A 24,624-nucleotide genomic window follows, 5' to 3' on the forward strand; every position below is an offset into this window, starting at 1 on the left:
TCTTCGGGGCCGGGCTTCCACAAAAACAGGAATCAGCTGGCGCGGTCCACCACGGCCACCGCGAAGTTGGACAGCGATTCCTTGACTACACCGTCCGGCAGCGGGGCGAGGGCGGCGATGGCTTCGTTGGCCCACTGCCGCGCCACCACCCAGGACTCGGCCGTCACCGGGTGCTCGCGCAGGCCTGCAACAGCTTGGGCCAGGGCTTCGTCGGAGGTCAGATCGCCGTCGATCAGCTTCAGGAGTTCGACGGCGGACTGGTCACCATCCAGGGCAGCCTTGCGCAGGAGCAGCACCGGCAAGGTGGGAACGCCTTCGCGCAGGTCCGTGCCCGGGGACTTCCCGGACTTGACCTTGATGCCGGTGACGTCGATGACGTCGTCGGCCAGCTGGAAGGCCACGCCCACCTTCTCGCCATACTCCACCAGCACGGACTCGAACGCGGGATCGGCTCCTGCGAAGATGGCCCCGAGCTGTCCGGAAGCAGCAACCAGGGACCCGGTCTTGTCCGCAATCACGGAAAGGTAGTGCTCCACGGGATCCTCATCCGGGCGCGGCCCCACGGTCTCATGCAGCTGGCCAAGGCACAGCCGCTCGAACGTGCGGGCCTGGATGCCCAGGGCGCGTGAGCCAAGTTCGGACACCAGGATGGAGGCGCGCGCGAAGATCAGGTCGCCGGTCAGGACGGCCACGGAGTTGCCCCACACCTCATGCGCCGTGGGTGCACCACGGCGGAACGGCGCGGAGTCCATCACGTCGTCGTGATACAGGGTGGCAAGGTGCGTCAGTTCAACCACGACGGCGGCCTGCACCACTGCGGGCAACGAGGCGTCGCCGAGGTGTGCACAGAGGAGCGTCAGCAGGGGCCGGATGCGCTTGCCGCCGGCTTCCACCAGGTGGCGCGACGTTGCGTCAGCCAGCGGATCCGAGTTGGCGATGGCTTCGCGGAGCTTCTTCTCCACCCGGGCCAGGTTGTTGGTGATCGCCGGTCCCAGCTCGGCATCCCCGGCGATAGCGGCGAACCCTGCGGGGAGCTGCAGGCCGGTGGCGATGGCGGTGGTGTTGAGGCTGGGTTCGGAGTCCGGCAGGCCGTGCCCGGCGTGCGTCCAGCTGTGGTCTGCGGAGTTGGTCACGGGTTAACCCTAACTTTTTGTTGCGGATACCGCTGATTCGAGGCCGACGGTGTATTGGATGTGGCCGGAACCAGCGACTCCAGGACGCGGATCGCCCGGTCCTCGAAGCCCTTGGCTGAGGGGTCCGTGAGGTTGGCGAGGAGCCGGACCACGAAGCGCATCAGGACAGGAATCGGCATCCCGGTCCGCAGCGCCAGCTTCATCACCGCGGGCTTGCCGATCAGTGCCGCGAACGCCCGGCCCAGGGTGAAGTGCGACCCCCACTGCTCCCGGACGTAGTCCGCGTACCGCGAAAGGTGCGCATCGGCGTCGTACGTTCCACCCGAAGAAGCCGAGCGGGAGGAGGCGTCGATAATGAACTCAGCGGCGAAACGTGCGGACTCCATGGCGTAGGAGATGCCCTCGCCGTTGAACGGGGAAACCATGCCGCCGGCGTCACCAAGCAATAGCAGGCCGGGCGAGTAATGCGGCGTGCGGTTGAAGCCCATAGGCAGCGCGGCCCCGCGGATTTCGCCCACCTGGTTCTCCGGCGTGAAGCCCCACTCCGCGGGCATGCCGGCGGTCCATTCGCGCAGGACCTGCTTGTAGTCAAGCTTGCCGAACTCCCTGGACGAATTCAGGATGCCCAGGCCCACGTTGGACGTGCCGTCGCCGACGCCGAACACCCAGCCGTAGCCGGGCAGCAGTTTGCCGTCGCGGCCGGGGAGCTCCAGCCAGCCTTCCATCCAGTCATCGTTGGTGCGCTGCGAAGTGAAGTAGGTCCGGACGGCCACACCGATGGGGCGGTCGTCGCGCTTCTGGATGCCGAGGGACACGGCAGTACGCGTGGAGTTGCCGTCCGCGGCGAGGACGACGTCGGCCCTGAACTCGTGCGCGTGGCCCGTCTTGCGTCCGGACTCGTCAAGGAGCGCTGCGCGGACGCCGGTAACCCGGCCGTCGGCGTTCCGCAGCGCCTCGGTGACGCTGTGCCGTTCAAGGATCACCGCACCGGCGGCCTGGGCATGCCGGGCCAGTTCCTCGTCGAAACCGAGCCGGGTGCGGATCAGGCCGTACTCCGGGAAGTCCGATACCTCCGGCCAGGGAAGCTCGATGGTGCGGCCGCCGGCGATCAGGCGCAGGCCCTTGTTGCGGCGCCAGCCCTCGTTCTCCGGGTGCGGCAGGCCAAGTTTCTGGATTTCCCGGACGGCGCGCGGGGTGAGGCCGTCGCCGCAGACCTTCTCCCGCGGGAAGCTCGTCTTCTCCAAAACGGTGACGTCGATGCCCGCCCTGGCAAGGTAGTACGCGGCGGTGGAGCCGGCCGGCCCCGCGCCGACAATCAGTACCTTCACAGGTCAGCGGGTGATGTTGCGGCGCAGCTTGGCCACCGGGCCCTTGTGCGCGGCGATGGCGGCAGCGGCGTTCCCTGCGTCCGGCCCTGCCGGCTTGTACGCGCGGTGGACGGCCACGATGCCACCGGTGAGGTTGCGGTAGGTGACCTTCTCCCAGCCGCTCTCCTGCAGCCAGGCGGCCAGGTGGTCCTGGTCCGGCCAGGCGCGGATTGACTCGGCGAGGTAGACGTAGGCGTCGGGGTTGGAGGCGACCTTCACCGCGATGGCCGGCAGGGCGCGCATGAGGTATTCGGTGTACATGGTCCGCCAGAGCGGCACCACCGGCTGGGAGAATTCGGCGATGACCAGGCGCCCGCCGGGCTTGGTGACGCGGAGCATCTCCTGGAGCGCCTTCTTGGGCTCGTTAACGTTGCGCAGCCCGAACGAAATGGTGGTGGCGTCAAAGGTGTTGTCCGCGAACGGCAGGTTGGTGGCGTCACCGGCGATGAAGTCGATGTCCGGGCGGCGGCGCTTGCCCACCTTGAGCATGCCCAGGGAGAAGTCGCACGCCACCACATCAATCCCGGCGTCGGCATATGGCTCGCTGGATGTGCCGGTACCGGCAGCCAGGTCCAGGACGCGCTGCCCCTTGGACACTTCCATGGCCTCCACCACAACCTTGCGCCAGCGGCGGGTCTGCCCCATCGAGAGGACATCGTTGACGACGTCGTATTTCGGTGCGACGTCGTCAAACATCGTGGCTACTTCGTCCGGACGCTTATCCAAGGATGCTCGGTTCACCATGACATTGTCTCAAATGTTCAGGTGGGTCCGGACCAAGCCGGCTTCCGCCACACCGGGGCCTGGCCTGCGGCGTTGGTCCGGGCGGTTCGGGGGTCCCGGCTGCTCCCCTGCTTCGTCGTAACCGGCCCCACCAGTAAAAAGGAGTACCGTGGAGCAATCATGACCAGCACGTTCCGCACCTTGACAGTCCCCCTCGATGGCCAACAATTCGCCGGGGGGCTGCCGTCGTTTTTGGTCCGGGACGACCTCCTCTGCTGGACCCGCCGAGAGGCAGGACTGGTCGGCTTCGGCGAGATCGCCCGCTTCACGGCCACGGGCCCCGAGCGTTTCCTCGAGGCCGATATCTGGTGGCGCCACCTGGTCCTCGAGGCGGACATCGCCGACTCCGTGGAGCTCCCCGGCACGGGCCCTGTGGCCTTCGGCTCCTTCGCCTTCTCCAAAACCTCTGCCCACGAGTCACGCCTGATCGTGCCCGAAATAGTTGTGGGGGTCCGGGACGGCCGGGTATGGCTCACCCAGTTAACGTTCGACGACGGCCCCCTCACCGAGGCGGGCGCCCTCGCCGCCCTGGAGCACTGGCTCCGCAGCGGCACCCCGGCAGTCCAGCCGGCGGGACGGACGACGGCGGCAGCGGACTTGGCCGGCGCCGTCACCTCCGGCAACGTCCCCGCCCAGGCGGGCGGCGCCGTCGTACGCCCCCTGCCCCTTGCTGCCGGGGCAACCCTGCACACAGGATCGCTTAGCGAGGAAGACTGGAAGGCGGCAGTTGCCGCCGGGGTGGCCGAGATCCGGACCGGGTCGCTGGAGAAGCTGGTGCTCGCGCGCGACATCGTGGCAACGGTGCCCACCGGCGTCAACGCCGCGAAAGTGCTCCGCGAACTCGCCGGGCGGTACCGCGAATGTTGGACATACGGCGTGGACGGCCTGGTGGGCGCGACGCCGGAGATGCTGATCCAGGTGGAGGGCCGTACCGCGCAGGCGCGCGTGCTGGCCGGAACCCTGGACCGCCGCGACGCGCACGGTGAGGACGGACTCCCCATGGACTACGCCACGAGGGTACTGGCGGGGTCGGAGAAGCAGCGGCACGAGCACGAGATCGCCATTCAGTCGCTGACCACCCAGCTCGCGCCGTTCTCCGAGGCGATGAACGCCCATGACGAGCCGTTCATCCTGGAGCTGCCCAACGTGTGGCACCTGGCCTCGGACGTGAAGGCTGAACTGGCTGAGATAGAAGGGCACGTGCCCACCTGCCTGGCGCTGATCAACGCCCTGCACCCCACTGCCGCTGTCTGCGGAACGCCCACCCAGGTTGCCGGAGCCCTGATCCGGAAGCTGGAGCACCTGGACCGGGGGCCCTACGCCGGACCGGTGGGCTGGCTGGACGCAGCCGGAAACGGCGAATGGGGCATCGCGCTGCGCGGCGCCGTGATCGAAGGCCCCGACACGGTGCGGCTGTATGCCGGCTGCGGAATAGTTGACGGCTCGCAGCCCGAGGCCGAGCTCGCAGAAACCTGGGCCAAGTTCCGGCCGATGCTGGAAGCGCTCGGGATCAAGAACTAGGCAGCGCGATGTGTCGTTTTCGCAGTTCAGAGCCCCACATCGTGCTGCCCGCTTGGGAGCGTCCGGCACCGGAGACAGCTCTGCCTCGCCTAGGCTTGAAAACAGGAGTAATTTAGTTATCCAATAGTGAAACTAAGTTTCCTGTGATGCACATCTCTTATTGGGCGCTACACTATGAACCGATTTAGTACCGCATACTCCTGCAACAAAAGGTAAGAAACATGCAGCTCAAGTCCCTGGCCACGGCCACAATGACCGCCAAGGCAGCAGCACTTTTCGCCGTTGGCGCACTAACCCTCACGGCCTGCGGCGGCGGAAGCGCAACTCCGGCAGCCTCTGAAGGCGGCGTCCAGCTCATCAACTCCGGCAAGCTCACCGTCTGCTCGGACATCCCCTATGAGCCGTTCGAATTCGACAAGGACGGCCAGACGGTCGGCTTCGATGTGGACATCGCCAAGGAACTCGCCAAGGACTTTGGCGCCGAACTGAGCATCGTGGACAGCTCCTTCGAAGCCATCGAGACCGGTACCGCCCTCACGCAGTGCGATCTCGGCATCTCCTCCATCTCCATCACGGACACCCGCAAGGCCGTGATGGACTTCTCCACCCCGTACCTCGACGACGACCTCGCACTCGTGGCCAGCGACAGCTCCGGCATCAAGAGCCTGGACGATGCCAAGGGCAAGAAGGTGGGTGTCCAGCAGGCCACCACCGGCGCCGATTACGCCCAAAAGGAGGGCATCGACGCGCAGCAGTTCGAGGACACCGGCCTCCTGGTGCAGGCACTCGAAGCCGGCACCATCGACGCCGCCCTGGGCAACCAGTCCGTCCTGGGCTACGCCATCAAGGACCAGCCGAAGTTCAAGAGCGTTGAGGACTTTGCCACCGGCGAACAGCTGGGCATCTCCATCAAGAAGGGCAACACCGCCATGGCAGAGAAGGTCAACGGCACCCTCAAGCGCCTGACCGATGACGGCTCGCTGGAGAAGTTCAAGACCACCTGGTTCGGCGAAACCGCCAAGTAGCCACCCACCTGTAGTCGCCGTGGAGGCCTGGGGCTCCCCCGCCCTGGCACCGTTTCGGCCCAGAGAACTACGCAGCAGGGGCCCCGGACCGGGCTGTACGCAGACCGTCCGGGGCCTCTGCCACGCACAACGAATGTGAGCACCCCATGGCAATGACCGCACGTCAGCGAGCCAGAGTAAGCCTCTATGTCCAGGCCGGAATCTTTGTGGTGGCCATCGCCGCGCTGATCCTGGCCACCGACTGGAAGACCATCGGCAACAGCGTCTTCAACTTCGCCAAGATCGGGCCGATGTTCCCCGGCATCTTCACCACCGGCCTGGTGAACACCCTCATCTACACGGTCCTCGGCTTCGTGGTGGGCCTCTCGGGCGGCCTGCTGCTGGCCCTGATGAAGCTCTCCAGCTTCCCGCTCTACCGCTGGATCGCCACCGGCTACATTGAATTCTTCCGCGGCATCCCCGCCCTGCTGGTGTTCATCGCCTTCGGCTACGGCGTGCCGCTGGCGTTCGGCGTCTCGTGGAACATCACCCTGGTGGTGATGCTGTCCCTCGGCATCGTGGCCTCCGCGTACATCGCCGAGACCCTCCGCGCCGGCCTGCAGGCAGTGCCTAAGGGTCAGCTCGAAGCGGCCCGGTCCCTGGGCATGCCGCAGTGGCGGGCCATGGTGACCATCGTGATCCCGCAGGCCTTCCGTATCGTCCTGCCGCCGCTCACCAACGAGGTCATCCTGCTCACCAAGGACTCCTCGCTGATCTACGTCCTGGGCCTCACCGCTTCGCAGTACGAGCTCACCAAGTTCGGCCGGGACGGTATCTCCAGCCTGGGTGCCGGGCTCACCCCGCTCCTGGTAGCCGGCGCCTTCTACCTGGTGATCACCATCCCGCTGAGCCTCCTGGCCCGGAAGTTCGAAAGCCGCTCCGCGCGGACCAAGCGATAGGCAGGCAAGCTAAATGAACGACGTCGTAAACAACTCCCGCGGCGGAACGGCAACAGTGCACGCCGCCGGTGTGTCCATCACGGACCTGCGCAAATCCTACGGAACGAACGAGGTGCTCAAAGGCATCAGCCTGGACGTGGCGCCGGGCGAAGTGGTGTGCCTGATCGGGCCCTCCGGCTCCGGCAAGTCCACCCTCCTGCGCTGCGTCAACCTGCTCGAGCAACCCAACCAGGGCAGCATCCACGTGGGCGGTTTCGAAGCCACCGACCCCGATGTGGACATCGACAAGATGCGCCGCAAGGTGGGCATGGTGTTCCAGCAGTTCAACCTCTTCCCGCACCTGGACGCCAAGCGCAACTGCTCCATCGCGCAGGTCAAGGTCCTTAAGCGCTCCCAGGCCGAGGCGGACAAAGTATCCCTGCACAACCTTGAGCGTGTGGGTCTGGGCCACCTCGCGGACCGGTTCCCGGACCAGCTGTCCGGCGGCCAGCAGCAGCGCGTGGCCATTGCCCGGGCGCTCAGCATGGACCCCGAGCTCATGCTCTTCGACGAGCCCACCTCCGCCCTGGACCCCGAAACGGTGGGCGATGTCCTCTCCGTCATGCGTAACCTCGCCAAGGAGGGCATGACCATGCTGGTGGTCACCCACGAGATGGGCTTCGCCCGCGAAGTGGCGGACCGTGTGGTGTTTATGGACGGCGGCGTTGTGGTGGAGGAAGGCGTGGCCGAGCAGGTCATTGCCGCCCCCGCGCAGCCGCGCACCAAGGAGTTCCTGCGCCGCGTGCTCGACCCGACCCACATCGAGATCGAGGAATAGACGCGCTCCGGCCGCCGCTGCTGCTGTTGCTCTGACGACGCGCAGCTGACGCCGCGCAATAGCCCTGTCGTACCCACATCCGGGCAGCGACAGGGCTTTTGCGCGTCGAAAGTGAAGTTGCGTGTCGCCAACCTGGCCTTTACTTGTATCTCGGGGCGAGCCGACAATGGGTCCAACGGCAGCGTCCGCCGGATCAGCGGCGGAACTGCCGGTCCCGCAGGCAAACCCCGCGCAGGAGCGATCCATGAACCAGCGGACCTACCCATCCGGCGTGCCGTGCTGGATCGACACGGAGCAACCCGACGTTGATGCCGCCGCTGAGTTCTACGCGGGACTTTTCGGCTGGACGTTCGAGGACGTGATGCCGCCGGGCGCGACGGGCCGCTATCTGATAGCACGGCTCGGGGGCAGGGACGTTGCGGGCCTGGGCAGCGGGCAGGAGGGAACCACGGCGTGGAACACCTACGTAGCAGTGGACGACGCCGATGCTGCAGTTCCACGCCTCGTGGCGGCCGGTGCCAGCCTCCTGTCCGCGCCAGCGGATGCCGGGGAAGGCGGCCGCAGCGCGGCGATGGTGGACCCGGACGGCGCCGCATTCCGCCTCTGGCAGGCGAAGCGCCGTCCAGGGGCCCAGCTGGCAAATCAGCCGGGGACCTGGAATTTCAGCGATCTCCACACCCCGAACCCCGAGGCCGCCATGGCCTTCTACGGAAAAGCGTTCGGCTGGCAGGTGGACGACATCGGCTACGGGCTTATGGTCCGCCGCCCCGGCTACGGCGACCACCTCGAAGCGACAGTCGACCCGGACATCAGGGCACGGCAGTCGACGTTCCCCGCCCCCGCAGGCTTTGAGGACGCGGTCGCCTGGATCGTAGCCAGCTCCTCCGACGAACCACCGCACTGGCACGTCACGTTCACCGTTGCAGACAGGGACCGGACCGTGGCAGAGGCCGGGCGGCTGGGCGCTGAGGTTATTCGGCAGGACGACACCGATTGGACGCGCGAGGCACTGATCCGGGACCCGCAGGGAGCGGTATTCAGCACCAGCCAGTTCACTCCCCCGGGCGGTTAGCACCCTGTCACGCGGGCGGACCTAGGCTAGCGCGCGAGCACTCCCCCAACGGCAGCGGCGACGGCGCCCTTAATCCGGGCATGCAGGGCGCGCAGGCCGCTGCGGTCCGCGCGGACCTCAAGGATAGTGCGGCCCTCCACGGGTTGGCCGAGCGCTTCGGCGAGTGCCGCCGTCGTACTGACTGAGACATGCCCGACGCCGTACGCTGCGGCAAGTGCCGCGATGTCCACTGTGTGCGGGGTGCCGAAGAGGCGTTCGACGGCGTCGCCGTACGTTCCAGCCTCCCGCACCGCGCCATGTTCCAGCAGGTCGAAGATGGCACCGCCGGAGTCGTTGAGGACCACGATCCGCAGCTGCGGCTGCTCTTCCCCGGCGCCCAGGAGCAGGCCCCCGGCGTCGTGCAGGAAGGTGACGTCGCCAAGGAGGACGGTGGTTTCCTGCCGGCCGCCGAGGGCGATGCCGGTGGCGGTGGAAACGGTGCCGTCGATCCCTGCGAGGCCCCGGTTGGCATAGACCGTGGCGGCGGGGTCCGGGGCGGGCAGGCCGGCCAGGTCCGCGTCGCGGATGCCGTTCGAGGAGCCGAGCACCAACTGCCCGCGGGCGTGCTTCCAGACGAGCGATGCCACCGCCGGTCCGGTGGCCGGCGCGTCTTCGGCCAGGACAAGGTCCAGTGCGTGCTGCGCGGCAGAACCGGCGAGCAGCCACGTATCCAGCCAGTCAGACGGGCCCCGGCCGGCAAAATCGGCGAGGTCGGCGAGGTCTTCCAGGGGAAGTTCGGTGCGCCGTCCGGGCTCATACCAGGCCACCGGAACCGGCTGGTACAACGCGGACGGCACGTCCGCCCGGGCCAGGAGCGCAGCAACCGGGCGGGACAGCGTGGGCCGGCCGAACAGCACCACGCGCTCGATCGGCTGCCCTGCGCCAGGCCCGAAGTGCTCCAGCAGCAGCCGGTACGGTCCCACCGCATTCGGCCCGAAACGCGCGTTCGAGGACGGCTCCGCCAGCAGCGGCAGGCCATGGGCGCGGGCGAAAGCCTCGGCGACGGGACCGGCGTCGTGACCGGCCAACACCACGGTCCGGCGCTCGGGCAGGTCCGTCGAAGCAGGCGGCAGGTTCATGATGAGCGGCTCGGTGCCGATGCGGTACCGCGGCCGTCCGGCAGGCACCGGCAACCGGTCCGACGGCGCCGGAACCAGCGGATCCCGGAACGCAAGGTTGAGCTGCACCGGGCCCGGGGGGAAATCCGGGAATGCGCCGGTGGCGGCGGAAAGGCCAGTGTGGACGGCCCGTTCGGGGTTGGAGCCGGCGGGGATGTCGACGGCGAACCGCACCTGGTCGCCGAAGATGTCCGGCTGGACGGTGGTCTGGTTGGCGCCCGTTCCGCGGAGCTCGTCAGGGCGGTCGGCGGACAGGACGATCAGCGGAACCGCCGCGTGGTTGGCCTCCATCACCGCCGGCAGCAGGTTGCCCACGGCGGTTCCGGACGTGGTGAGCACCGCCGCGGGCGATCCTGTGGACAGCGCCAGCCCCAGTGCCGTAAACCCGGCGGAGCGCTCGTCAATCCGGACCAGAAGCTCCACCCTGCCCTGGGCCGAGGCGTCCGCCAGTGCGTACGCCATGGGGGCGGACCGCGAACCCGGCGAGACCACCACGTGCTGCACGCCGCCGTCGAGCAGCGCTTCGACGACCATCCGTGCGGATGCCAAGGCACTCAAGGGGGCCGCTGTGTCAGAAGAATCTGCGCCGGAAGTGTGGGCGGCGTCAGGGGCGGGGTCGTTCAGCGAAGTCACCAAACCAGTCTGCCACCCCCGACGCCCCATCACTTCCCGCACGAAAACACCCAACGCCCCATCACTTCCTGCACCACCCCGCCTCGACGCTCCATCACTTGATGCACGTTAACCCGGAACGCTCTATCACTCTCCTGAAGAGAGTGATAGAGCGTTCCGATTATTCCTGCGGTATGTGAGAGAGCATCCTGGATTTACCCGCGTTAAGTGAGAGAGCGTTGGATTTCGACAGGCTCGATCACCGGGACGAACCTAGCCGCGGAATACCTGGACCACGGCGGGACGCGGCGCGCGCACCTGGCCGCGGGCCGGCGTCGTACCTGCCGGGACGTAGTCCGGGAAGTAGGAGTTCGGCGCCTCAAAGGTGCCCTCCTCGCCCGGGTGCTGGACGGCCACGAACACGGTCCGTTCCTCGTCATGGATGATGGGTCCGCAGGTCTCGGCATCGCGCGGAACGGCGAGGAACTGCTCCACCTTGCCGCGCTCAGCGCCATCCAGGGTGACCTTGAAGAGCCCGTCGTTGTAGCCGATGGTGGACGGCGCGCCGTCGGTGGAGATCCAAAGGTTGCCCACTGAGTCGAACGCGAGGTTGTCCGGGCAGGAGATGGGCGAGACCTTGTCCGCCGGGAACCCCGAGAAGTAGGTGGCGCGGGGCAGGGCCGGGTCACCGCAGACCAGCAGGAGGTTCCAGTTGAACGTGGTGGAGGCCTGGTCGCCCCGTTCAGTGATTTCCACGATGTGGCCGTCACGGTTCTGGTTGCGCGGGTTGACTTCCGTGGCGGCCTCGCTGGAACCGGTGCCACGGTTGGTGTTGTTGGTGCAGGCCACGTAGACCTTGCCGGTGTGCAGGCTGGGCTGGACGTCCTCGCAGCGGTCCATCTTGGTTGGACCTACCTTGTCTGCGGCCAGGCGGGTGTACACCAGGACCTCTTCGACGGACATCCCGGCCACGGCGGACTTGCCGCCGACCACCAGGGGCAGCCATTCGCCCGAGCCGTCGAACACGCCGTCGGCGGGCACGGCCCCGGTCCCGGTGATTTCGGCGGCAGGTGAGTTGCCGGTGAACATGGCCACGTACAGGTCGCCCTCGGACAGCAGCCCCATGTTGTGCTTGCGGTCGCCCTCGCGGTACTTGTCCTTGGAGACGAACTTGTAGAGGTAGTCGAAGCGCTCGTCGTCACCCATGTACGCCACCACGTGCCCGGATTCGGCCACGATCACGTTGGCGCCCTCGTGCTTGAAGCGGCCCATGGCGGAGTGCTTCTTCGGGGTGGAAGTGGGGTCGAAGGGGTCCACCTCCACGATCCAGCCGAAGCGGTTGGCTTCATTTTCGTAGCCGGCATTGCGGGTGTCGAAGCGCTTGTCGTCAAGTTCCCAGAGGCGGGCTGTGGGCTTGCTGGTGAGCCCGTAGCGCTTGTCCGCTGCGGATGTTCCCGGCGAGACGAAGTAGCCGTTGAAGTTTTCTTCGCCGGAGAGGATGGTGCCCCATGGGGTGGTGCCGCCGGAGCAGTTGCCGAACGTCCCCTTGATGGACTTGCCGGTGGGGTCCGCCACGGTCTTGGTGAGAGCCGAGCCGGCCACCGGTCCGGTCAGTTCGTAGGTGGTGTCGGAGAGGAAGCGGCGGTTCAGCGGCGCGCCCTTGACGTAGCTCCAGGGCTTGGTGGCGTTCTTGCGCTCCAGTTCCACCACGGCCAGGCCGTGCGCTGCGCGTCCGATGGCGCGGGTCTCCACGGCGTCATACCCGGCCGGGACCATGATGTTCTCGTTGGTGTACTCGTGGTTGGTGAACAGCACGGCGCGGCGGCCCTTGCTGTCCGGGATCTCCACGATGTCCGTGTAGTCATTGTTGTAGCCGAATTGGCGGGCCTGGGCGGCTGCCGTCTGCTTGTTCAGGTCGAAGTCCGGCGAGTCGTTGAAGAGCGGGTCGCCCCACCGGATGATGGGCTGCCAGGTGAATCCCTCGGGAACGGTGAAAGCATCCACCGCCTTGTCCACCGGTTTGATGGCCGTGAACTGCAGCTTGGACTTGCCGAAGCCTTCCTTCGCAGCCTTGGACAGGCCCGCAGCACTGGCCGGTTCGGCGGAGGTCACCGCGCTTCCAAGGACGACGGCGAGGGCACCGGCGGCACCGAAGCCCAGGGCGGCGCGGCGGGACATGGTGGCGGAGGCGATGTCGCGGAAGTAGCTGTTGGAGCTGGTGTTGCAGACGTCGCCGGCGCAGGCGTTGTCGCACTTCAGCGCGCAGGTGACGGCACTGCGGTTGCCCTTGGTGTGGCCGAGCATCGGCAGCAGCGGAAATTTACGGGCAGTCGTTTCAGACATGGGGGCCTTCCAAGATGTTTCTATGAGGTCCCGCCCACCCTGTCAGTGAATTTCTACATCAAGTAGTCAGGAAGGTGAAGTTCCGGCTAACCCCGCGTGACCTGCGGGAATGTGATGGCGCGTCCTAAAAAAGCCACATCAAGTGATAGAGCGTTCGATAAATACCCGCGATAAGCGATAGAGCGTCGCAGGAAAAGAGAGCGTCACTGGGGGGTCAGGAACGCGTGGACGCGGGCCAGCCGGGCCAGCCACCAGTCGCGACGTTCGGCGGAAGCCGCGTACTGCTCAAGCAGCCCGGAATCGGCGGACACGTGGCGGAGGCGGATGGCGCCGTCGTCGGCCACCAGCGGATCCGTGGTGATGTCCGATTCGAACAGGGACACGGTCCCCAACCCGCACGCGTACGGCAGCTCGGGCAGCGCGGCCGCCAGGGCAAGGCCCGCGCGGATCCCCACGGAGGTGTCCAACGCGGAACTGACGACGGCGGGCAGCCCGGCCTGAGCCACGATGTCCAGGGCGCGCCGCACTCCGCCGAGCGGGGCCACCTTGACCACGATCAGGTCCGCCGCGCCTGCCCGGGCCACCTTCAGGGGGTCCGTTTCCTTGCGGACGCTTTCATCCGCGGCGATCAGCACCGGGGTGCCCGCGGCCTGCAGCGCGCGCCGCACCTCGGCCAGTCCGTCGATGGTGGGGACGGGCTGCTCGGCGTATTCAAGCCCGACGCCGGCGAGCCGGGTGAGTGCCTCGATGGCAGCAGGGACGTCCCAGCCGCCGTTCGCATCCACCCGGATGGTGGCGTCCGGGAGGGCGGAGCGGACCGCGGCGAGGCGGGCGGCGTCGTCGTCGAGCGTCTGTCCCTGTTCGGCGACCTTCACCTTGACGGCGTCCACCCGGCCAAAGCGCGCCAGGATCCCGGGCACGCGCCCGGCGGCTACGGCGGGGACGGTGGCGTTGACCGGGACAACCGTCCTCAGCGGCTCCGGAAACCCTTCCCAGCCCGCCTCGATCGCGGACGCCAGCCAGCGGGAGGCCTCGGCATCGCCATACTCCGGGAAGGGGCAGAACTCGCCCCAGCCCGCCGGGCCGCGCAGCAGCAGGGACTCACGCGCCATGATGCCGCGGAACTTCACGCGCATCGGCAGGCTGACCACGTGCGCTCTGGCCAGCAGGTCCTCAAGGGCGGGCAGGGGCGGTGCGGCGGCGGGCATGGACCCACTGTACAAGCGGGCGCCCGCGGTTACGGCCGCTAGATCCACTTGTTGTGCTTGAACGTCAGGTACAGGGCAGAACCCATAACGAACATCAGGCCCAGGGCGAACGGGTAGCCAAAAAGCCAGTTGAGCTCGGGCATGTCACGAAAATTCATGCCGTAAATCGAGGCGACGAGGGTGGGCGCGAACAGAATGGCAGCCCACGAGGAGATCCGCTTGACCTGTTCGTTCTGCGCGTAGCTGGACTCGGTGAGGAGGCGCATTTCGTCATTCTGCCGCTGCGCAACCAGGGCCGCGTTGACGGCGAGCGCGTTCTGCAGCAGGGCCCGGAAGGATGCCACGCGCTCGTTAAGCCGCAGCACGTGGTCCAGAACGTCACGGAAATGGTCCTGCAGTTCCGGGTCCGGCACCCGCTCCGGCGTTCCGGCCATCAGTTCCTGCAGGATGCCCGCCAGCGGGCTGGTGGCGCGCTGGAAGGTGATCACCTGGCGGGACAGTTCGTAGATCCGGCGGGAAACATCCGGGTCGGCGCCGAAGAGGTCGTCCTCGATCTCGTCGATGTCGTTCTCGAGCCCCGCCGCCACCGGCTCGTACTCGTCCACCACCTGGTCCAGGATGCCGTAGAGGACAGCGTCCGGGCCCAGCGCCAGGAACTCCGGCATCCCCTCCATCCGGCGGCGCACCTTGGCCAGGTCCGGGGATTCGGCGTGCCGGACCGTCACCACATACTCCTGCCCCACAAAAACGTGGATCTCGCCGAAGTCCACCTTCTCCACGTCGTCCAGGTAGCGGGCCGGCCGCAGGACCAGGAACACGCATTCGCCGTAGTGCTCCAGCTTGGCGCGCTGGTGCCCGGAGAGGGCGTCCTCCACGGCCAGGGGGTTCAGGTCGAACTCCTCTGCCACGGACTGAAGTTCCTCAGGATCGGGCCGGTACAGGCCGATCCAGGCCATGCCCTCGCGCTGGCGGAGCACGAAGTAGGTTTCGTCCAGGCTTCCGGGGTCCTCCGTCCGCCGTCCGTCCACGTATACGGCGTTATCGATGATGGTCATTGCCCGCCTCCTTCGTTGAACACGGCCGCTCCTTCTATTCGGGAGGATTCGGTGCCCTCAAGCCCGCGCAAGCCCATGGTTCCTTTGATCCGCACACTACTCAGGTTCACGGTTTTGGGAAGCACCCCTTCAATTTCATATCCATATCGATATATGATTGGGACATGGCACGGGCGGCAACAACGGCAGATGCATTCAACGCGGTGGCCGAGCCCCGGCGGCGGGAAATCCTGGACGCCCTCAGCCAAGCCGAGCGGCCGGTCAACGAACTGGTGGAGCTGCTGGGCCTCGCACAACCGCACGTGTCACGCCACTTGCGGGTCCTGCGCGAGGTGGGGGCCGTCGTCGTCCGTGACAAAGGCCGGCAGCGCGTCTACCGGCTGAACCCGCAGGCACTCAAGCCCATTCATGACTGGGTTTCCAGCTACCAGCACCTCTGGGAGGAGCGGCTCGAGCTGCTGGAGGATGTCCTGGCGGACCTCAAAGACGAAGAAACGCACGGTTAAGGAGCAAGGCAATGGCACACACCAGCACCATGGACGTCAGCTTCCCCAGCGACGAGGAAATCCTGATCACCCGCACGGTCAACGCGCCGCCGCACCTCGTTTACAAAGCCTGGACCACGCCGGACCTCGTCAGGAGGTGGTGGCCCGGCAGGCGCGGCGAGATGACTGTGGCGGAGATGGATTTCCGCGTGGGCGGGGCCTGGCGGTACGTGATGGTGGCCCACGGGGACTTCGAGGTGGCCTTCCATGGCACGTACCGGGACATTGTGCCCAACGAGCGGATCGTCCACACCGAAATCATGGAGATGCCGGATACCCCGCCGGACAGCGAGGAAGGCGCCGTGGTCAGTACGGTCACGTTTGAAGCGGCCGACGGCGGCACTACCCTGGTCAGCATCCGCACCAATGCGGGAAGCAAGGAAGTCCGAGACATGATTGCCCAGTCCGGCATGGAAGGCGGCGTGCGCGAGCAGTTCGAGATCATCGAGGAGCTGGCGGCCGGGCTCTCCTGAGCTTTCCTGCGCGTGCAGCGGCTACACTCGCTGACGTGACCGTCTCCGGCCTTGCCACCCGCTCCTCCTCCGCCCCGCTGTACGCCGCCGGCTTCGTCACGGCCTTCGGGGCGCACAGCATCGCGGCTGGCCTGGGCGCGCAGAGTGGCAACATCGGCCTGACGCTGCTGAACCTGGGCATCCTCCTGGCGCTGTACGACATCTCTGAGGTTTTCCTCAAACCGGTGTTCGGTGCCCTCAGTGACCGCGTCGGCGCCAAACCGGTGATTGTTGGCGGTCTGGTGGCGTTCGCCGTGCTGTCCCTGATTGGGCTGTGGGCAGCCGATCCGCTCATGCTGGCGCTGGCCCGGCTGGGGCAGGGCGCGGCGGCGTCAGCATTCTCCCCGGCATCGTCAGCCATGGTGGCCCGGCTGGCCCGCGGCGGACGGGCCGGCACCTATTTTGGCCGGTACGGATCCTGGAAGAGTTTGGGCTACATCATTGGTCCTCTCCTCGGCGCGGGCCTCATTCTGGCGGGCGGGTTCCCGCTGCTGTTCGGCTCCCTCTCCGCCCTCGCTGTTGTTACCGCTGTGTGGGTGATGGCTGCGGTGCCGCACCTGGAGCCGCTCCCGCGCCAGCGGTATACGGTGATGGACCTGGCGCGGCAGGTGGGCGAACGCCGGTTCCTGGTGCCCACACTGGTGCTGGCTGCCTCCACGGCTGCGCTGGGCGCCGCCGTCGGTTTCCTTCCCGCGCTGGCCACCCGGCACGGGATGGGGGCGCTCGCGGGAACTGCCGCCGTGAGCGTCCTCGCGGCCGGCTCCGTGTTGGTCCAGCCGTGGATGGGCCGTCTGCGGGACAGCCACCGCGTCACGGACAACAGGGGCACGACGGCGGGCCTGCTGTTAATTGCCGCGGGCGTCGGCCTGCTGGCGGTTGCCCCTGGCGTGGTCACCATTTTTGTTTCCGCGGCTTTGATCGGTGCGGGCATCGGCGCTGTCACGCCGCTCGGGTTCGCCCATCTGGCGGACACCACGCCGCCGGAGCGGATGGGCCGGACCATGGGCTCCGCGGAACTGGGGCGGGAACTGGGCGACGCCGGCGGGCCGCTGCTGGTGGGCGGCATCGCTACCCTCACGGCCCTGCCGTTCGGGCTCGGTGCCCTTGCCCTGCTCGTCGCGGCGGCGGGCATCCCCCGCCTCTCCCCGGTCCCGCGCCCCCTGCCGCCCCACTAGGTAGCGCCAAGTGCCGTCTTGACGCTCCAAACCGACACTTAGCGCTATTCAGTTGTAGGCAGCAGCCCGGTGCGGCGGGCTCCCAGCTTTTTGTGACACCCTTAACCGGTGACGATTTCCCGCCAAACCTCCAGCAGGACACCCAGCAGACCCGCACCGGGCTCGGCTGTCCTGTTCGTGCTTGCCACGCTGGCCTGCATTGCCGGTTTGATCGCCACATACCACTTCTTCGTCCAGACCACTACGGGCCAGTTCATCGATGAATCCGCGCTGGTGGAGGCCGTTGATATCCACGGGCCCGCCGGTAAGGCGAGCACCAGGTTCCTGGACCTGCTGCCCACCATCTCACTGGTGATGGCCGCCGTCGTGGTCCTGTTCGTCACGGTGATCCGCAAGCACTGGACCGAGGCGGGCATCGCCGTGGCGGCCTGCATCGGCGCCAACATCGCCACCCAGGTGCTCAAGGATGTGCTGCCGGCGCGGCCGGACAAGGGCGTGGTGACGCTGGAGCTGAACTCGCTGCCGTCCGGACACACCACCCTGGCGGCGTCGGCCGCGGCTGCGGTGTTCCTGATGGCCTCCCCGCGCTGGCGGCCCATGGCAGGCTTCGTGGGCGGCACCTTCGCCATCGCCTCCGGAGTGTCCACGCTGATCAACCAGTGGCACCGGCCGGCCGACGTCGTGGCGGCGTTCCTCCTGGTGGGCGCGTTCATGGTTCCGGCGGGTTGGCTGATCATCCGGCGCGGGATGTGGAATGCGTGGGACGGGTTCGGCGGGCATGTGGGCTCGGCCCGGATCTGGCTGACGCTGCCGGTGGTGATCGGGCTGGCGTCCGCGGCGGTGGCGGTGTATTCGCTGGTCCGGATCGCGCCGGGGCCCTGGCAGGAAGCCAGCACCACCAACTATTTCTGGGCCGGGATCTCGCTGATCGTCATCGCCGGGTACCTGGCCACCGTGGCCACCACGGCCCTGTTCGCCTTCGCCGCCCGACGGCGGGACTCAGCCAGGCGCTGACGGTCACCTCCGTCCCAGTGCGGGCGACCAAAAGCATCGGTTCGTCACCGGGAGTCCCAGCGTCGTCACGCGGCGCAACGGAGTCTCCGTCCCCTCCCGTGACACTGACCTGCGCAAACGTCGAAGAACTCTTGACAAAACCTTGACGGATTACCCCGGCGTAATTTGAGCCGCGTCTACCAAGCTATTCCCATCGGAGCCGCTAAGGCTCACAGAGTCTCAGCGGAACACCGCACAAACTTTAGGGGCACATCATGGGCAAGGTCGCAGGACGTAAGAAGCGCATCATCGGCACCACCATCGCACTGGTGGCCATCAGCGGCGGCGCCGCGTTCGCCTACTGGACCGCCACGGGCAGCGCGGACACCACCACCAAGGCGGGCGCCTCCAAGAACTTCACCGTCACCAGCTCGGTTGCCGGTGACCCGCTGTCACCCAACGGCCCCACCAAGACGGCCACATTTACGGTGACCAACCCGGGCACCGGCGTCCAGAAGCTCAGCACGGTCACCGCCGCTGTGGCAGGTGCGAACGGCGCCGAGTGGACCGCTGTCACCGGATGCTCGGCTGCCGACTTCAAGGTTGGCACTCCCGTCTTCACCCAGACCGAGATCAAGGCCGGCGAGTCCGTAACCGGCACCGTAACGCTTCAGATGGTCGACCGCCCCGGTGTCAACCAAGACGGTTGCCAGGGGGCGGACGTGCCACTGCACATCGCGGCCAGCTGAAGAGGCCCAGGGATCACACTCCTGAAACAGTCCATCAGCTTCATAGCCCCTTGGTGATGAAGTCCGCCTGACAGCTACCAAGCCCGACTTTTCCGGAAGGTTCCCGTGCCCGCAGTCGCCAGCTCCCCCGAAGCCACCCCCCGGCTTCCGCGGGAGCTGGTTCCGGTTTACCGGGCGTTGCGCGCCAGCGCCCTGGCCGTTGCCATCCTCCTGGTTGCCGCGTTGATCAGCGCCGAGCCGGCGTCCGCCTTCTGGCGCGCCAGCGGATCAGGAAGTACGACGGCAGCCGTCGCCACGCTGCTTCCGCCCACCAACGTTTCGGTGCCCGCAAGCAGCAACTCCAATGTCACCGTCAGCTGGACAGGACCCGGCGGCAGCGTGCTTCCCACGGGTTACTACATCACCCGGATCACCGGTTCCACGGTTGTGGCCGCCTGCGGCTCCAGCCTTGCGGCCCCGGTCGCGGCCACCACCTGCACTGACATCTCCGTCCCGGAAGGCACGCACCGGTACCAGGTCACCGCAGTCCACCGCTCGTGGACTGCACCTGGACCGGTGAGCGGCAATGTGGCGGTGACCAGCATCCGCGATCTTTCGTTCGACTCGCAGCCGTCCCCCGTGGTGACGGCCGGTTCGCCCGTCTCGTCCTTTGACATTCAGCTACGGACCATCTTTGGCTTTCCGGTCCGCGAACGGGGAGTCCCTGTCACCGTTAGCTTGGGAGCGAACCCGGTCGGCGGAACTTTGTCTGGGCAGGCCACTGCCGTCACAGACAGTGGGGGCACCGCCTCGTTCAGTGGCCTCTCAATCGACAAGGCCGGAGCGGGCTACACCCTCATTGCATCGAGCCCGGGTTACGCCGGCATTGCGAGCAAAACCTTCACAGTTGTTCCGGCGGCAGCTGCCAAACTCGTTGTCACCGGTGGAACCGCCCTCACCGGCCCGGCCTCCAACAAGGCCACCCTTGGCCCGGTGACAGTGCAACGCCAGGATGCTTACGGCAACCCTGTAACTGCCGAAATATCCAATATCTCCCTCGCCACGAGCTCCGCCGCATCCTCCATCTTTGCTGCAACGGCGAACGGCGCCATGGTCACCGCTGTCACTATCCCTGCAGGTTCCTCATCGGCGTCGTTCTTCTACGCGAACACGAAGGCCGGCACCGCAACGATCACAGTCGCCTCGAACGGACTGGCAGCTCCCACACCGATAACAGCCACCATCACCGCCGCAACGCCGAGCAGTCTGCAGTTCGGAGCCATGGGTTCGAACATAAAAAGGAACCAGCTCATCACGCCCTCCGTGGCTGTCAGCATCCTGGATGCTTACGGCAATGCGACAGAAGCAGGCCAGGTTTCGCTGCAGTCCATGTGCAACCTCAAAGGCACACTCAGTCAACCAGGGACTGCGGGCCTGGCATCGTTCCCCGATCTTCTGATCGTGGGCAGCGGAAATTTCGCAAGTTGCACCCTGACTGCCACCAGCGGCACCCTTTCCGTTACCAGCACATCCTTCACGTTGAACTGACCGCTTTATGCCCTCCGAAGCCGCTCCGGTGGGTACAGGTCGATGATGGGCAGGTGCCCGTCCGTGCGGATGGCGTCACCGCCGCCGTTGCGGTGGTGGTAGCCGCTGGAGTAGTTGAGGATGGTGTGCACCGATTCCACAGCGTTGGCGGAGCGGAGTGTTTCGATGATGAAATCGCGTTCCTCGTCCGTGCGGTCGGCGATCTTATGGGTGATCTGGAACGTGAACAGGGACAGGCCTACGCTTCGGTCATAGGTCCCGGCCCCCACCCAATCCACGGCGAGCCCTCCAGGGAGCCGCCATCCGGGCGGGCACTGCCAGAACCGGACGTGGTGCCGTTTCCGGGGATTTCCGTCGATTTCACGCTGGAAGGCGAGGTCCTGCCTGTGACCGAACACGTACAGCGAGCTCACCGGGGCGGCCGGGTAGCTGCGGCCCAGGACGGTGGACGTCAGCGTATGCCAGGCGGTGGCAGGCGTGATGGGATCGGCCTCCACCCAGCCGGCCGTCAGCATGGCCTGGCGCAGCTCTTCCTTGGGGCCCACCACGGCGAGGTTCACGGGATCGCCCAGGACGCCGTCGCCCGTTCTTGTCCGTCCGATGAAGTAGTCCGGGATATACAGCCCGCTGAGGATCTTGTGGATGCGCGGCAACAGTGCGTAGGCCAGGATCAGCCAGACGGGCAGGAACACCCACGCCTGCTCGGGGCCGCGCGAAAGCCGGGCGAGCAGGAAATAGTAGACGGCCCAGCCCACGGCAATGGTCACCAGCAGGTACAGCAGCCGCTGCAGGACCGCCAGGACGGTGGCCCACCTGCTTTGCCTGCGCACCACCGGGCTGCTGGAACGTGAGTGGTCCGGCTCCTCCGGAACAGCCCGCTCCCCGGCAGTGGACGCCACAGGGCTTCTCCTTTCGGCGACGGCACGAACCAACACTCTATCCAACCGCTCCACAGGGCACCCCCAAACGCCGTTGTCCGGATTGTCCTGCGGAGCGGTGGCACCAGCTACGCAGTGGTGTGTTCAGTGCCTGCCCTGACGGCTTCGCGCCGCCGGTCCAGCTCGGCTGTCACCAGGTCAAGCAATTCCCGGGCGGGCTCGGAGAGCTGATGTTCGCGGCCCGGATGGCCCCGATGGAGGCACTGCAGCAGCGCGTGCCGGATCCGTTCCAGTTCGCGCGAGGGCACCTTGGGCCACCGGCGGAACAGTTCCTGGACGGCTTTGGGCCGGATCGCGGCGGGCAAGGGTTCGATGCCTGGTTCATGCCGCCTCGCATGGGTTCCCGGCGCAACACCATGGTGCGGGCGGGTTCCGTGGACAGGGACGTGCAAGGAATTGAGGGAAATGGAAGCCACGGTGACCTCCAGGAAATATCGACGGGAAGCCTACTGCATGACTCCTTCCAGAATACTGAGGGTGCTGTGTCGGCTCAAGGATCCGGCTACGCAGGGTTCACGCAGGAAGGTTCAGCTGCTCCACGATGATCCGTGCCGTCTCGGAGTCCCCCAGGATCCGGAAGTGCCCGGCGGTGGGCAACTCGATATTGGTGGCACCCGGCAGGACGCTCCCCTCCGGGATGTGCGGATCGAACGGACCGTAAATGGACGTGATCCGGCTGTTGATGGTCTCCTCGCGTGCGAGTTGGAGCGTCAACGCGTTGCGGGGGGAAAAGATCCGGAGGCTGGGCAGCAGCATGTACCGGGCATAACGCGAGCCTGAGAAGGGCGTGCACACGGCGACCATCCGCTCGATCCGGCGCTCCGGGTCAAGGTTCAGCATGGTGTACTTCCCGATCAGCCCGCCCTTGCTGTGCGCCACGATCGCGGCATCGCGCAGGCCCGCCTCCTCCAGGTGCTGCGCCACCACCCGGGCCGCGGCGGGGACGTCCAGTTTGTTGCGCTGCAAAACCGTCACCACGTGGACGGGATGGCCGGCGTCGTGGATCCGTTGGATGAGCGGCAGCATGAACTGCCAGTTTTCGTACACGCCGGGGATGATCACCACGGGGGTCCCGTTGCCCTGGTGGAACGAACCGGGCTGTACGCGGGACAGCACGCCGCGGACCTGCCAGCCGGCAGCATAAAGGTAGTCCTGCAGCCACCACGCGCCTTTTTGCACCGCGCTGATGCGGGTGGGCGTGCCCGTTTCACTCATCTGTTGAGGATAGCCCCACACCCCGTTGCTCCAGCATTTTTGGTCCCCAAACCGCCGGTTGGGCACCGTAACTGATAGAGCAACGGGGGAACCTCAGTAGTTCCGGCGGTGCTTCAGGCGGGGAATCACGACGGCGAACACGGCTGCCGCCGCGAACCCCAGGATGCCGGTGGCTGAGATCCCCGCCCCCAGGGAGGCGAGGGCCGTCACCCCGGAGAGCAACACGGGCCCGGCGGTGGACCCGGCGTCGGCCATAAACCGCCACAAGCCCAGGAACTGGCCGCGGCCCCGGTCGGGAGAGAAGTCCGCCCCAAGGGTCATTACCAGCCCCGAACTGATGCCGTTCCCGAACCCAATCAGCAGCGCAGCGAGCAGCAGGCCCATAAAGGACCCGGTCAACGGGATCAGCAGCAGCGCGGCGCCCATCAGCAGCGTGGACGGGACAGCCACAAACTGCCGGCCTTTCCGGTCCATCAGCTTGCCCGCCGGGTAGAACACCAGCATGTCAATGGCCCCGGACAAACCATAAATCAGGGAAGCGGAGCTGGCATCCATGCCCAGGTGGTCCGCCCACAACGGGATGACCACCTGGCGCGAGGAGCGCAGCGCGCTCAGCAGCAGGATCCCCACCCCCACGCTCAAGAACACCCCGGCGTGCGAGACCGCCACGCTGCGCAGCGTCGGCTCCGGCCCCTTGTGGCCGCCGTCGCGCGTTTCCGCCATCTCCAGGTCCGGGATGGTGAGGGACAGCAGCGCGGCGGCAGCCATGGCCACCACACCCACCCAGTACGCGCCGCCGATCCCGGAAAACTGCATCACGGCAGCCCCCAGGAACGGCCCGATGAACACACCGATCCGGTTCACCCCGCCCAGCGTGGACAGGGCCCGTGCCCGGAACTCCACGGGGACGGCTTCGGTGAGGTATTTTTGCCGCGCCAGGCCGAACACCGCTCCGGACATTCCGACGACGGCCATTGCCACCGCAAGCAGCCATAGGCCGTTGGGGATCAGGGAGGACAGCCCGGCCGCGGCGAGCGCCAGGCCGGCGGCGACAGCGGCGGCCACGATGGCCCAGCGTTCCCCGAATTTCAGCGTCACCAGGGATGCAGGCAGATTAAAGAACCACGAGCCCAGCCCAATCAGCGTGACGATCAAAGCGGCCAGCGCCACGGACGCGCCAAGGTCGCGGGCTGTCAGCGCCACCACCGGCAGGATGGCTCCCTGGCCGATCCCGAAAAGCAACGTGGGGCCGAATGCGGCCAATGCGATGGCGCGCAGGCTGAAGGGCTGTGGATCGTCGGGGGAACTCATCAGATTGATCCTAGGGCGGGTGGCAGCAGGAGACGGAAAACCAAAGATTTGGGGGTCACAAAACCCTTGCAAAGGACTACCGTTTGCTTTATGGGGTGCTGATTCGCGCGCCCAAGGCCAAAGGGGAGGTTCATTCAATGGGTGAAGTGTGGATCCGCACGCTCGGCAACGGGTTGGTCCGGGCAGACAAAGTCACCGAAATTACATCAACCCGGGGATCCCTCCATGAGGACCAGGGGTATTTGCTGAAGGTCATCGTGGATGCCAAGAGCCACGCCCTAATCGACGACGGCGAACTGCAGGGAACCCTGCGCGAGCGGCTCGAGTACGCCCGGCATGTTGAGGACGCCCTGCTGCTTGCCATGGACGAGGCCCGGGACAGCGGCGCATCCGTGGTCATCTCCTACGAGCCGGAGCGCGAGCGCTGGTCCTCGGCACCGGTCTCAGTGTTAACAGGAAAGCTTCCCGAGGTGGTGTGAGCCCCGCGGAACGTACAGGGCCGGAGAGTTCGACGGCGGCTGGCGGCTGGGTGCCGCAGGCCGCAGTCGCTTGTTGGCAGGGTTCGTTGCGGCCGTTACAGGCGCAGCATCTGTCACAACGCAAGCATCTCCAAACGGTGTAATAAATA

Annotated in this window: 23 protein-coding genes; 12 read left to right on the top strand and 11 right to left on the bottom strand. The window is 66.7% G+C overall.

Annotated features, from left to right (window positions below; translation table 11 throughout):
• Positions 1 to 32: 32 nt before the first annotated feature.
• Genes BACI348_RS15575 through BACI348_RS15585 form a run of 3 tightly spaced genes read right to left on the bottom strand, consistent with a single transcriptional unit; the run spans position 33 to position 3,241 of the window.
• Positions 33 to 1,133 carry a polyprenyl synthetase family protein gene (locus tag BACI348_RS15575; protein ID WP_159827351.1) on the bottom strand — a complete coding sequence of 367 codons (1,101 nt, stop codon included), beginning with the start codon at positions 1,131 to 1,133 and terminating at the stop codon, positions 33 to 35.
• Positions 1,130 to 2,461 (bottom strand): geranylgeranyl reductase family protein, encoded by a 1,332-nt coding sequence (locus tag BACI348_RS15580; protein ID WP_159827354.1) that lies wholly within the window; start codon positions 2,459 to 2,461, stop codon positions 1,130 to 1,132. The genes BACI348_RS15575 and BACI348_RS15580 overlap by 4 nt, the downstream gene beginning before the upstream one ends.
• Positions 2,462 to 2,464: 3 nt before the next feature.
• On the bottom strand, positions 2,465 to 3,241 hold the full coding sequence (locus BACI348_RS15585) for a demethylmenaquinone methyltransferase (protein WP_236557577.1): 777 nt from the start codon (positions 3,239 to 3,241) through the stop codon (positions 2,465 to 2,467).
• 162 nt (positions 3,242 to 3,403) lie between these two features.
• On the opposite strand from BACI348_RS15585, the gene BACI348_RS15590 reads away from it, so the two are divergent.
• From BACI348_RS15590 to BACI348_RS15610, 5 genes are all read left to right on the top strand, one after another.
• Positions 3,404 to 4,804, top strand: coding sequence for an isochorismate synthase (locus BACI348_RS15590; protein ID WP_159827360.1), 1,401 nt, complete (start codon positions 3,404 to 3,406; stop codon positions 4,802 to 4,804).
• Between the two features lie 221 nt (positions 4,805 to 5,025).
• A complete protein-coding gene (locus BACI348_RS15595) occupies positions 5,026 to 5,829 on the top strand; it encodes an ABC transporter substrate-binding protein (RefSeq protein ID WP_159827363.1) in 804 nt (267 codons plus the stop codon).
• 146 nt (positions 5,830 to 5,975) lie between these two features.
• Complete coding sequence (locus BACI348_RS15600; protein ID WP_159827366.1) at positions 5,976 to 6,767, top strand: amino acid ABC transporter permease; 792 nt, start codon at positions 5,976 to 5,978, stop codon at positions 6,765 to 6,767.
• 13 nt (positions 6,768 to 6,780) lie between these two features.
• Positions 6,781 to 7,584, top strand: a complete 804-nt coding sequence (locus tag BACI348_RS15605; RefSeq protein WP_159827369.1) for an amino acid ABC transporter ATP-binding protein — start codon at positions 6,781 to 6,783, stop codon at positions 7,582 to 7,584.
• 244 nt (positions 7,585 to 7,828) lie between these two features.
• Positions 7,829 to 8,656 carry a VOC family protein gene (locus tag BACI348_RS15610; RefSeq protein WP_159827371.1) on the top strand — a complete coding sequence of 276 codons (828 nt, stop codon included), beginning with the start codon at positions 7,829 to 7,831 and terminating at the stop codon, positions 8,654 to 8,656.
• 26 nt (positions 8,657 to 8,682) lie between these two features.
• Here the strand turns inward: BACI348_RS15610 and menD are convergent, their stop codons facing one another.
• From menD to BACI348_RS15630, 4 genes are all read right to left on the bottom strand, one after another.
• Entirely contained in the window at positions 8,683 to 10,476 is a 1,794-nt protein-coding gene (menD, locus tag BACI348_RS15615; protein ID WP_159830193.1) for a 2-succinyl-5-enolpyruvyl-6-hydroxy-3-cyclohexene-1-carboxylic-acid synthase, read from the bottom strand.
• Between the two features lie 222 nt (positions 10,477 to 10,698).
• A complete protein-coding gene (locus BACI348_RS15620; protein WP_159827374.1) occupies positions 10,699 to 12,768 on the bottom strand; it encodes a PhoX family protein in 2,070 nt (689 codons plus the stop codon).
• Between the two features lie 203 nt (positions 12,769 to 12,971).
• Positions 12,972 to 13,976 carry an o-succinylbenzoate synthase gene (locus BACI348_RS15625; RefSeq protein WP_159827377.1) on the bottom strand — a complete coding sequence of 335 codons (1,005 nt, stop codon included), beginning with the start codon at positions 13,974 to 13,976 and terminating at the stop codon, positions 12,972 to 12,974.
• A gap of 38 nt (positions 13,977 to 14,014) precedes the next feature.
• The gene (locus tag BACI348_RS15630) at positions 14,015 to 15,031 is read right to left on the bottom strand and encodes a magnesium and cobalt transport protein CorA (RefSeq protein ID WP_159827380.1); all 1,017 of its coding nucleotides are present in this window, start codon (positions 15,029 to 15,031) and stop codon (positions 14,015 to 14,017) included.
• 164 nt (positions 15,032 to 15,195) lie between these two features.
• Between BACI348_RS15630 and BACI348_RS15635 the strand changes: the two genes are divergently transcribed.
• The 6 genes from BACI348_RS15635 (at position 15,196) to BACI348_RS15660 (ending at position 20,532) form a co-directional block, all read left to right on the top strand.
• A complete protein-coding gene (locus BACI348_RS15635) occupies positions 15,196 to 15,537 on the top strand; it encodes an ArsR/SmtB family transcription factor (RefSeq protein ID WP_159827383.1) in 342 nt (113 codons plus the stop codon).
• Positions 15,538 to 15,548: 11 nt separating this feature from the next.
• Complete coding sequence (locus BACI348_RS15640; RefSeq protein WP_159827386.1) at positions 15,549 to 16,049, top strand: SRPBCC family protein; 501 nt, start codon at positions 15,549 to 15,551, stop codon at positions 16,047 to 16,049.
• 35 nt (positions 16,050 to 16,084) lie between these two features.
• Positions 16,085 to 17,263, top strand: a complete 1,179-nt coding sequence (locus BACI348_RS15645; RefSeq protein WP_159827389.1) for an MFS transporter — start codon at positions 16,085 to 16,087, stop codon at positions 17,261 to 17,263.
• A gap of 108 nt (positions 17,264 to 17,371) precedes the next feature.
• A complete protein-coding gene (locus BACI348_RS15650) occupies positions 17,372 to 18,277 on the top strand; it encodes a phosphatase PAP2 family protein (RefSeq protein ID WP_159827392.1) in 906 nt (301 codons plus the stop codon).
• Between the two features lie 254 nt (positions 18,278 to 18,531).
• Positions 18,532 to 19,005, top strand: a complete 474-nt coding sequence (locus BACI348_RS15655; protein ID WP_159827395.1) for a hypothetical protein — start codon at positions 18,532 to 18,534, stop codon at positions 19,003 to 19,005.
• Between the two features lie 105 nt (positions 19,006 to 19,110).
• Positions 19,111 to 20,532 (top strand): hypothetical protein, encoded by a 1,422-nt coding sequence (locus BACI348_RS15660; RefSeq protein WP_159827398.1) that lies wholly within the window; start codon positions 19,111 to 19,113, stop codon positions 20,530 to 20,532.
• A gap of 5 nt (positions 20,533 to 20,537) precedes the next feature.
• Here BACI348_RS15660 and BACI348_RS15665 read toward each other — a convergent pair whose 3' ends face one another.
• From BACI348_RS15665 to BACI348_RS15680, 4 genes are all read right to left on the bottom strand, one after another.
• On the bottom strand, positions 20,538 to 21,431 hold the full coding sequence (locus tag BACI348_RS15665) for an LssY C-terminal domain-containing protein (RefSeq protein WP_236557579.1): 894 nt from the start codon (positions 21,429 to 21,431) through the stop codon (positions 20,538 to 20,540).
• A gap of 107 nt (positions 21,432 to 21,538) precedes the next feature.
• Positions 21,539 to 21,886 carry a hypothetical protein gene (locus BACI348_RS15670; RefSeq protein ID WP_159827404.1) on the bottom strand — a complete coding sequence of 116 codons (348 nt, stop codon included), beginning with the start codon at positions 21,884 to 21,886 and terminating at the stop codon, positions 21,539 to 21,541.
• A gap of 97 nt (positions 21,887 to 21,983) precedes the next feature.
• Positions 21,984 to 22,685 carry an esterase/lipase family protein gene (locus tag BACI348_RS15675; RefSeq protein ID WP_159827407.1) on the bottom strand — a complete coding sequence of 234 codons (702 nt, stop codon included), beginning with the start codon at positions 22,683 to 22,685 and terminating at the stop codon, positions 21,984 to 21,986.
• Between the two features lie 93 nt (positions 22,686 to 22,778).
• The gene (locus BACI348_RS15680) at positions 22,779 to 23,996 is read right to left on the bottom strand and encodes an MFS transporter (RefSeq protein WP_159827410.1); all 1,218 of its coding nucleotides are present in this window, start codon (positions 23,994 to 23,996) and stop codon (positions 22,779 to 22,781) included.
• A gap of 137 nt (positions 23,997 to 24,133) precedes the next feature.
• Between BACI348_RS15680 and BACI348_RS15685 the strand changes: the two genes are divergently transcribed.
• Positions 24,134 to 24,475 (top strand): hypothetical protein, encoded by a 342-nt coding sequence (locus BACI348_RS15685; RefSeq protein ID WP_159827413.1) that lies wholly within the window; start codon positions 24,134 to 24,136, stop codon positions 24,473 to 24,475.
• The last annotated feature ends 149 nt before the right edge of the window (positions 24,476 to 24,624 follow it).

Source organism: Arthrobacter sp. 9AX, assembly GCF_902506095.1.
Taxonomy (GTDB): domain Bacteria; phylum Actinomycetota; class Actinomycetes; order Actinomycetales; family Micrococcaceae; genus Arthrobacter.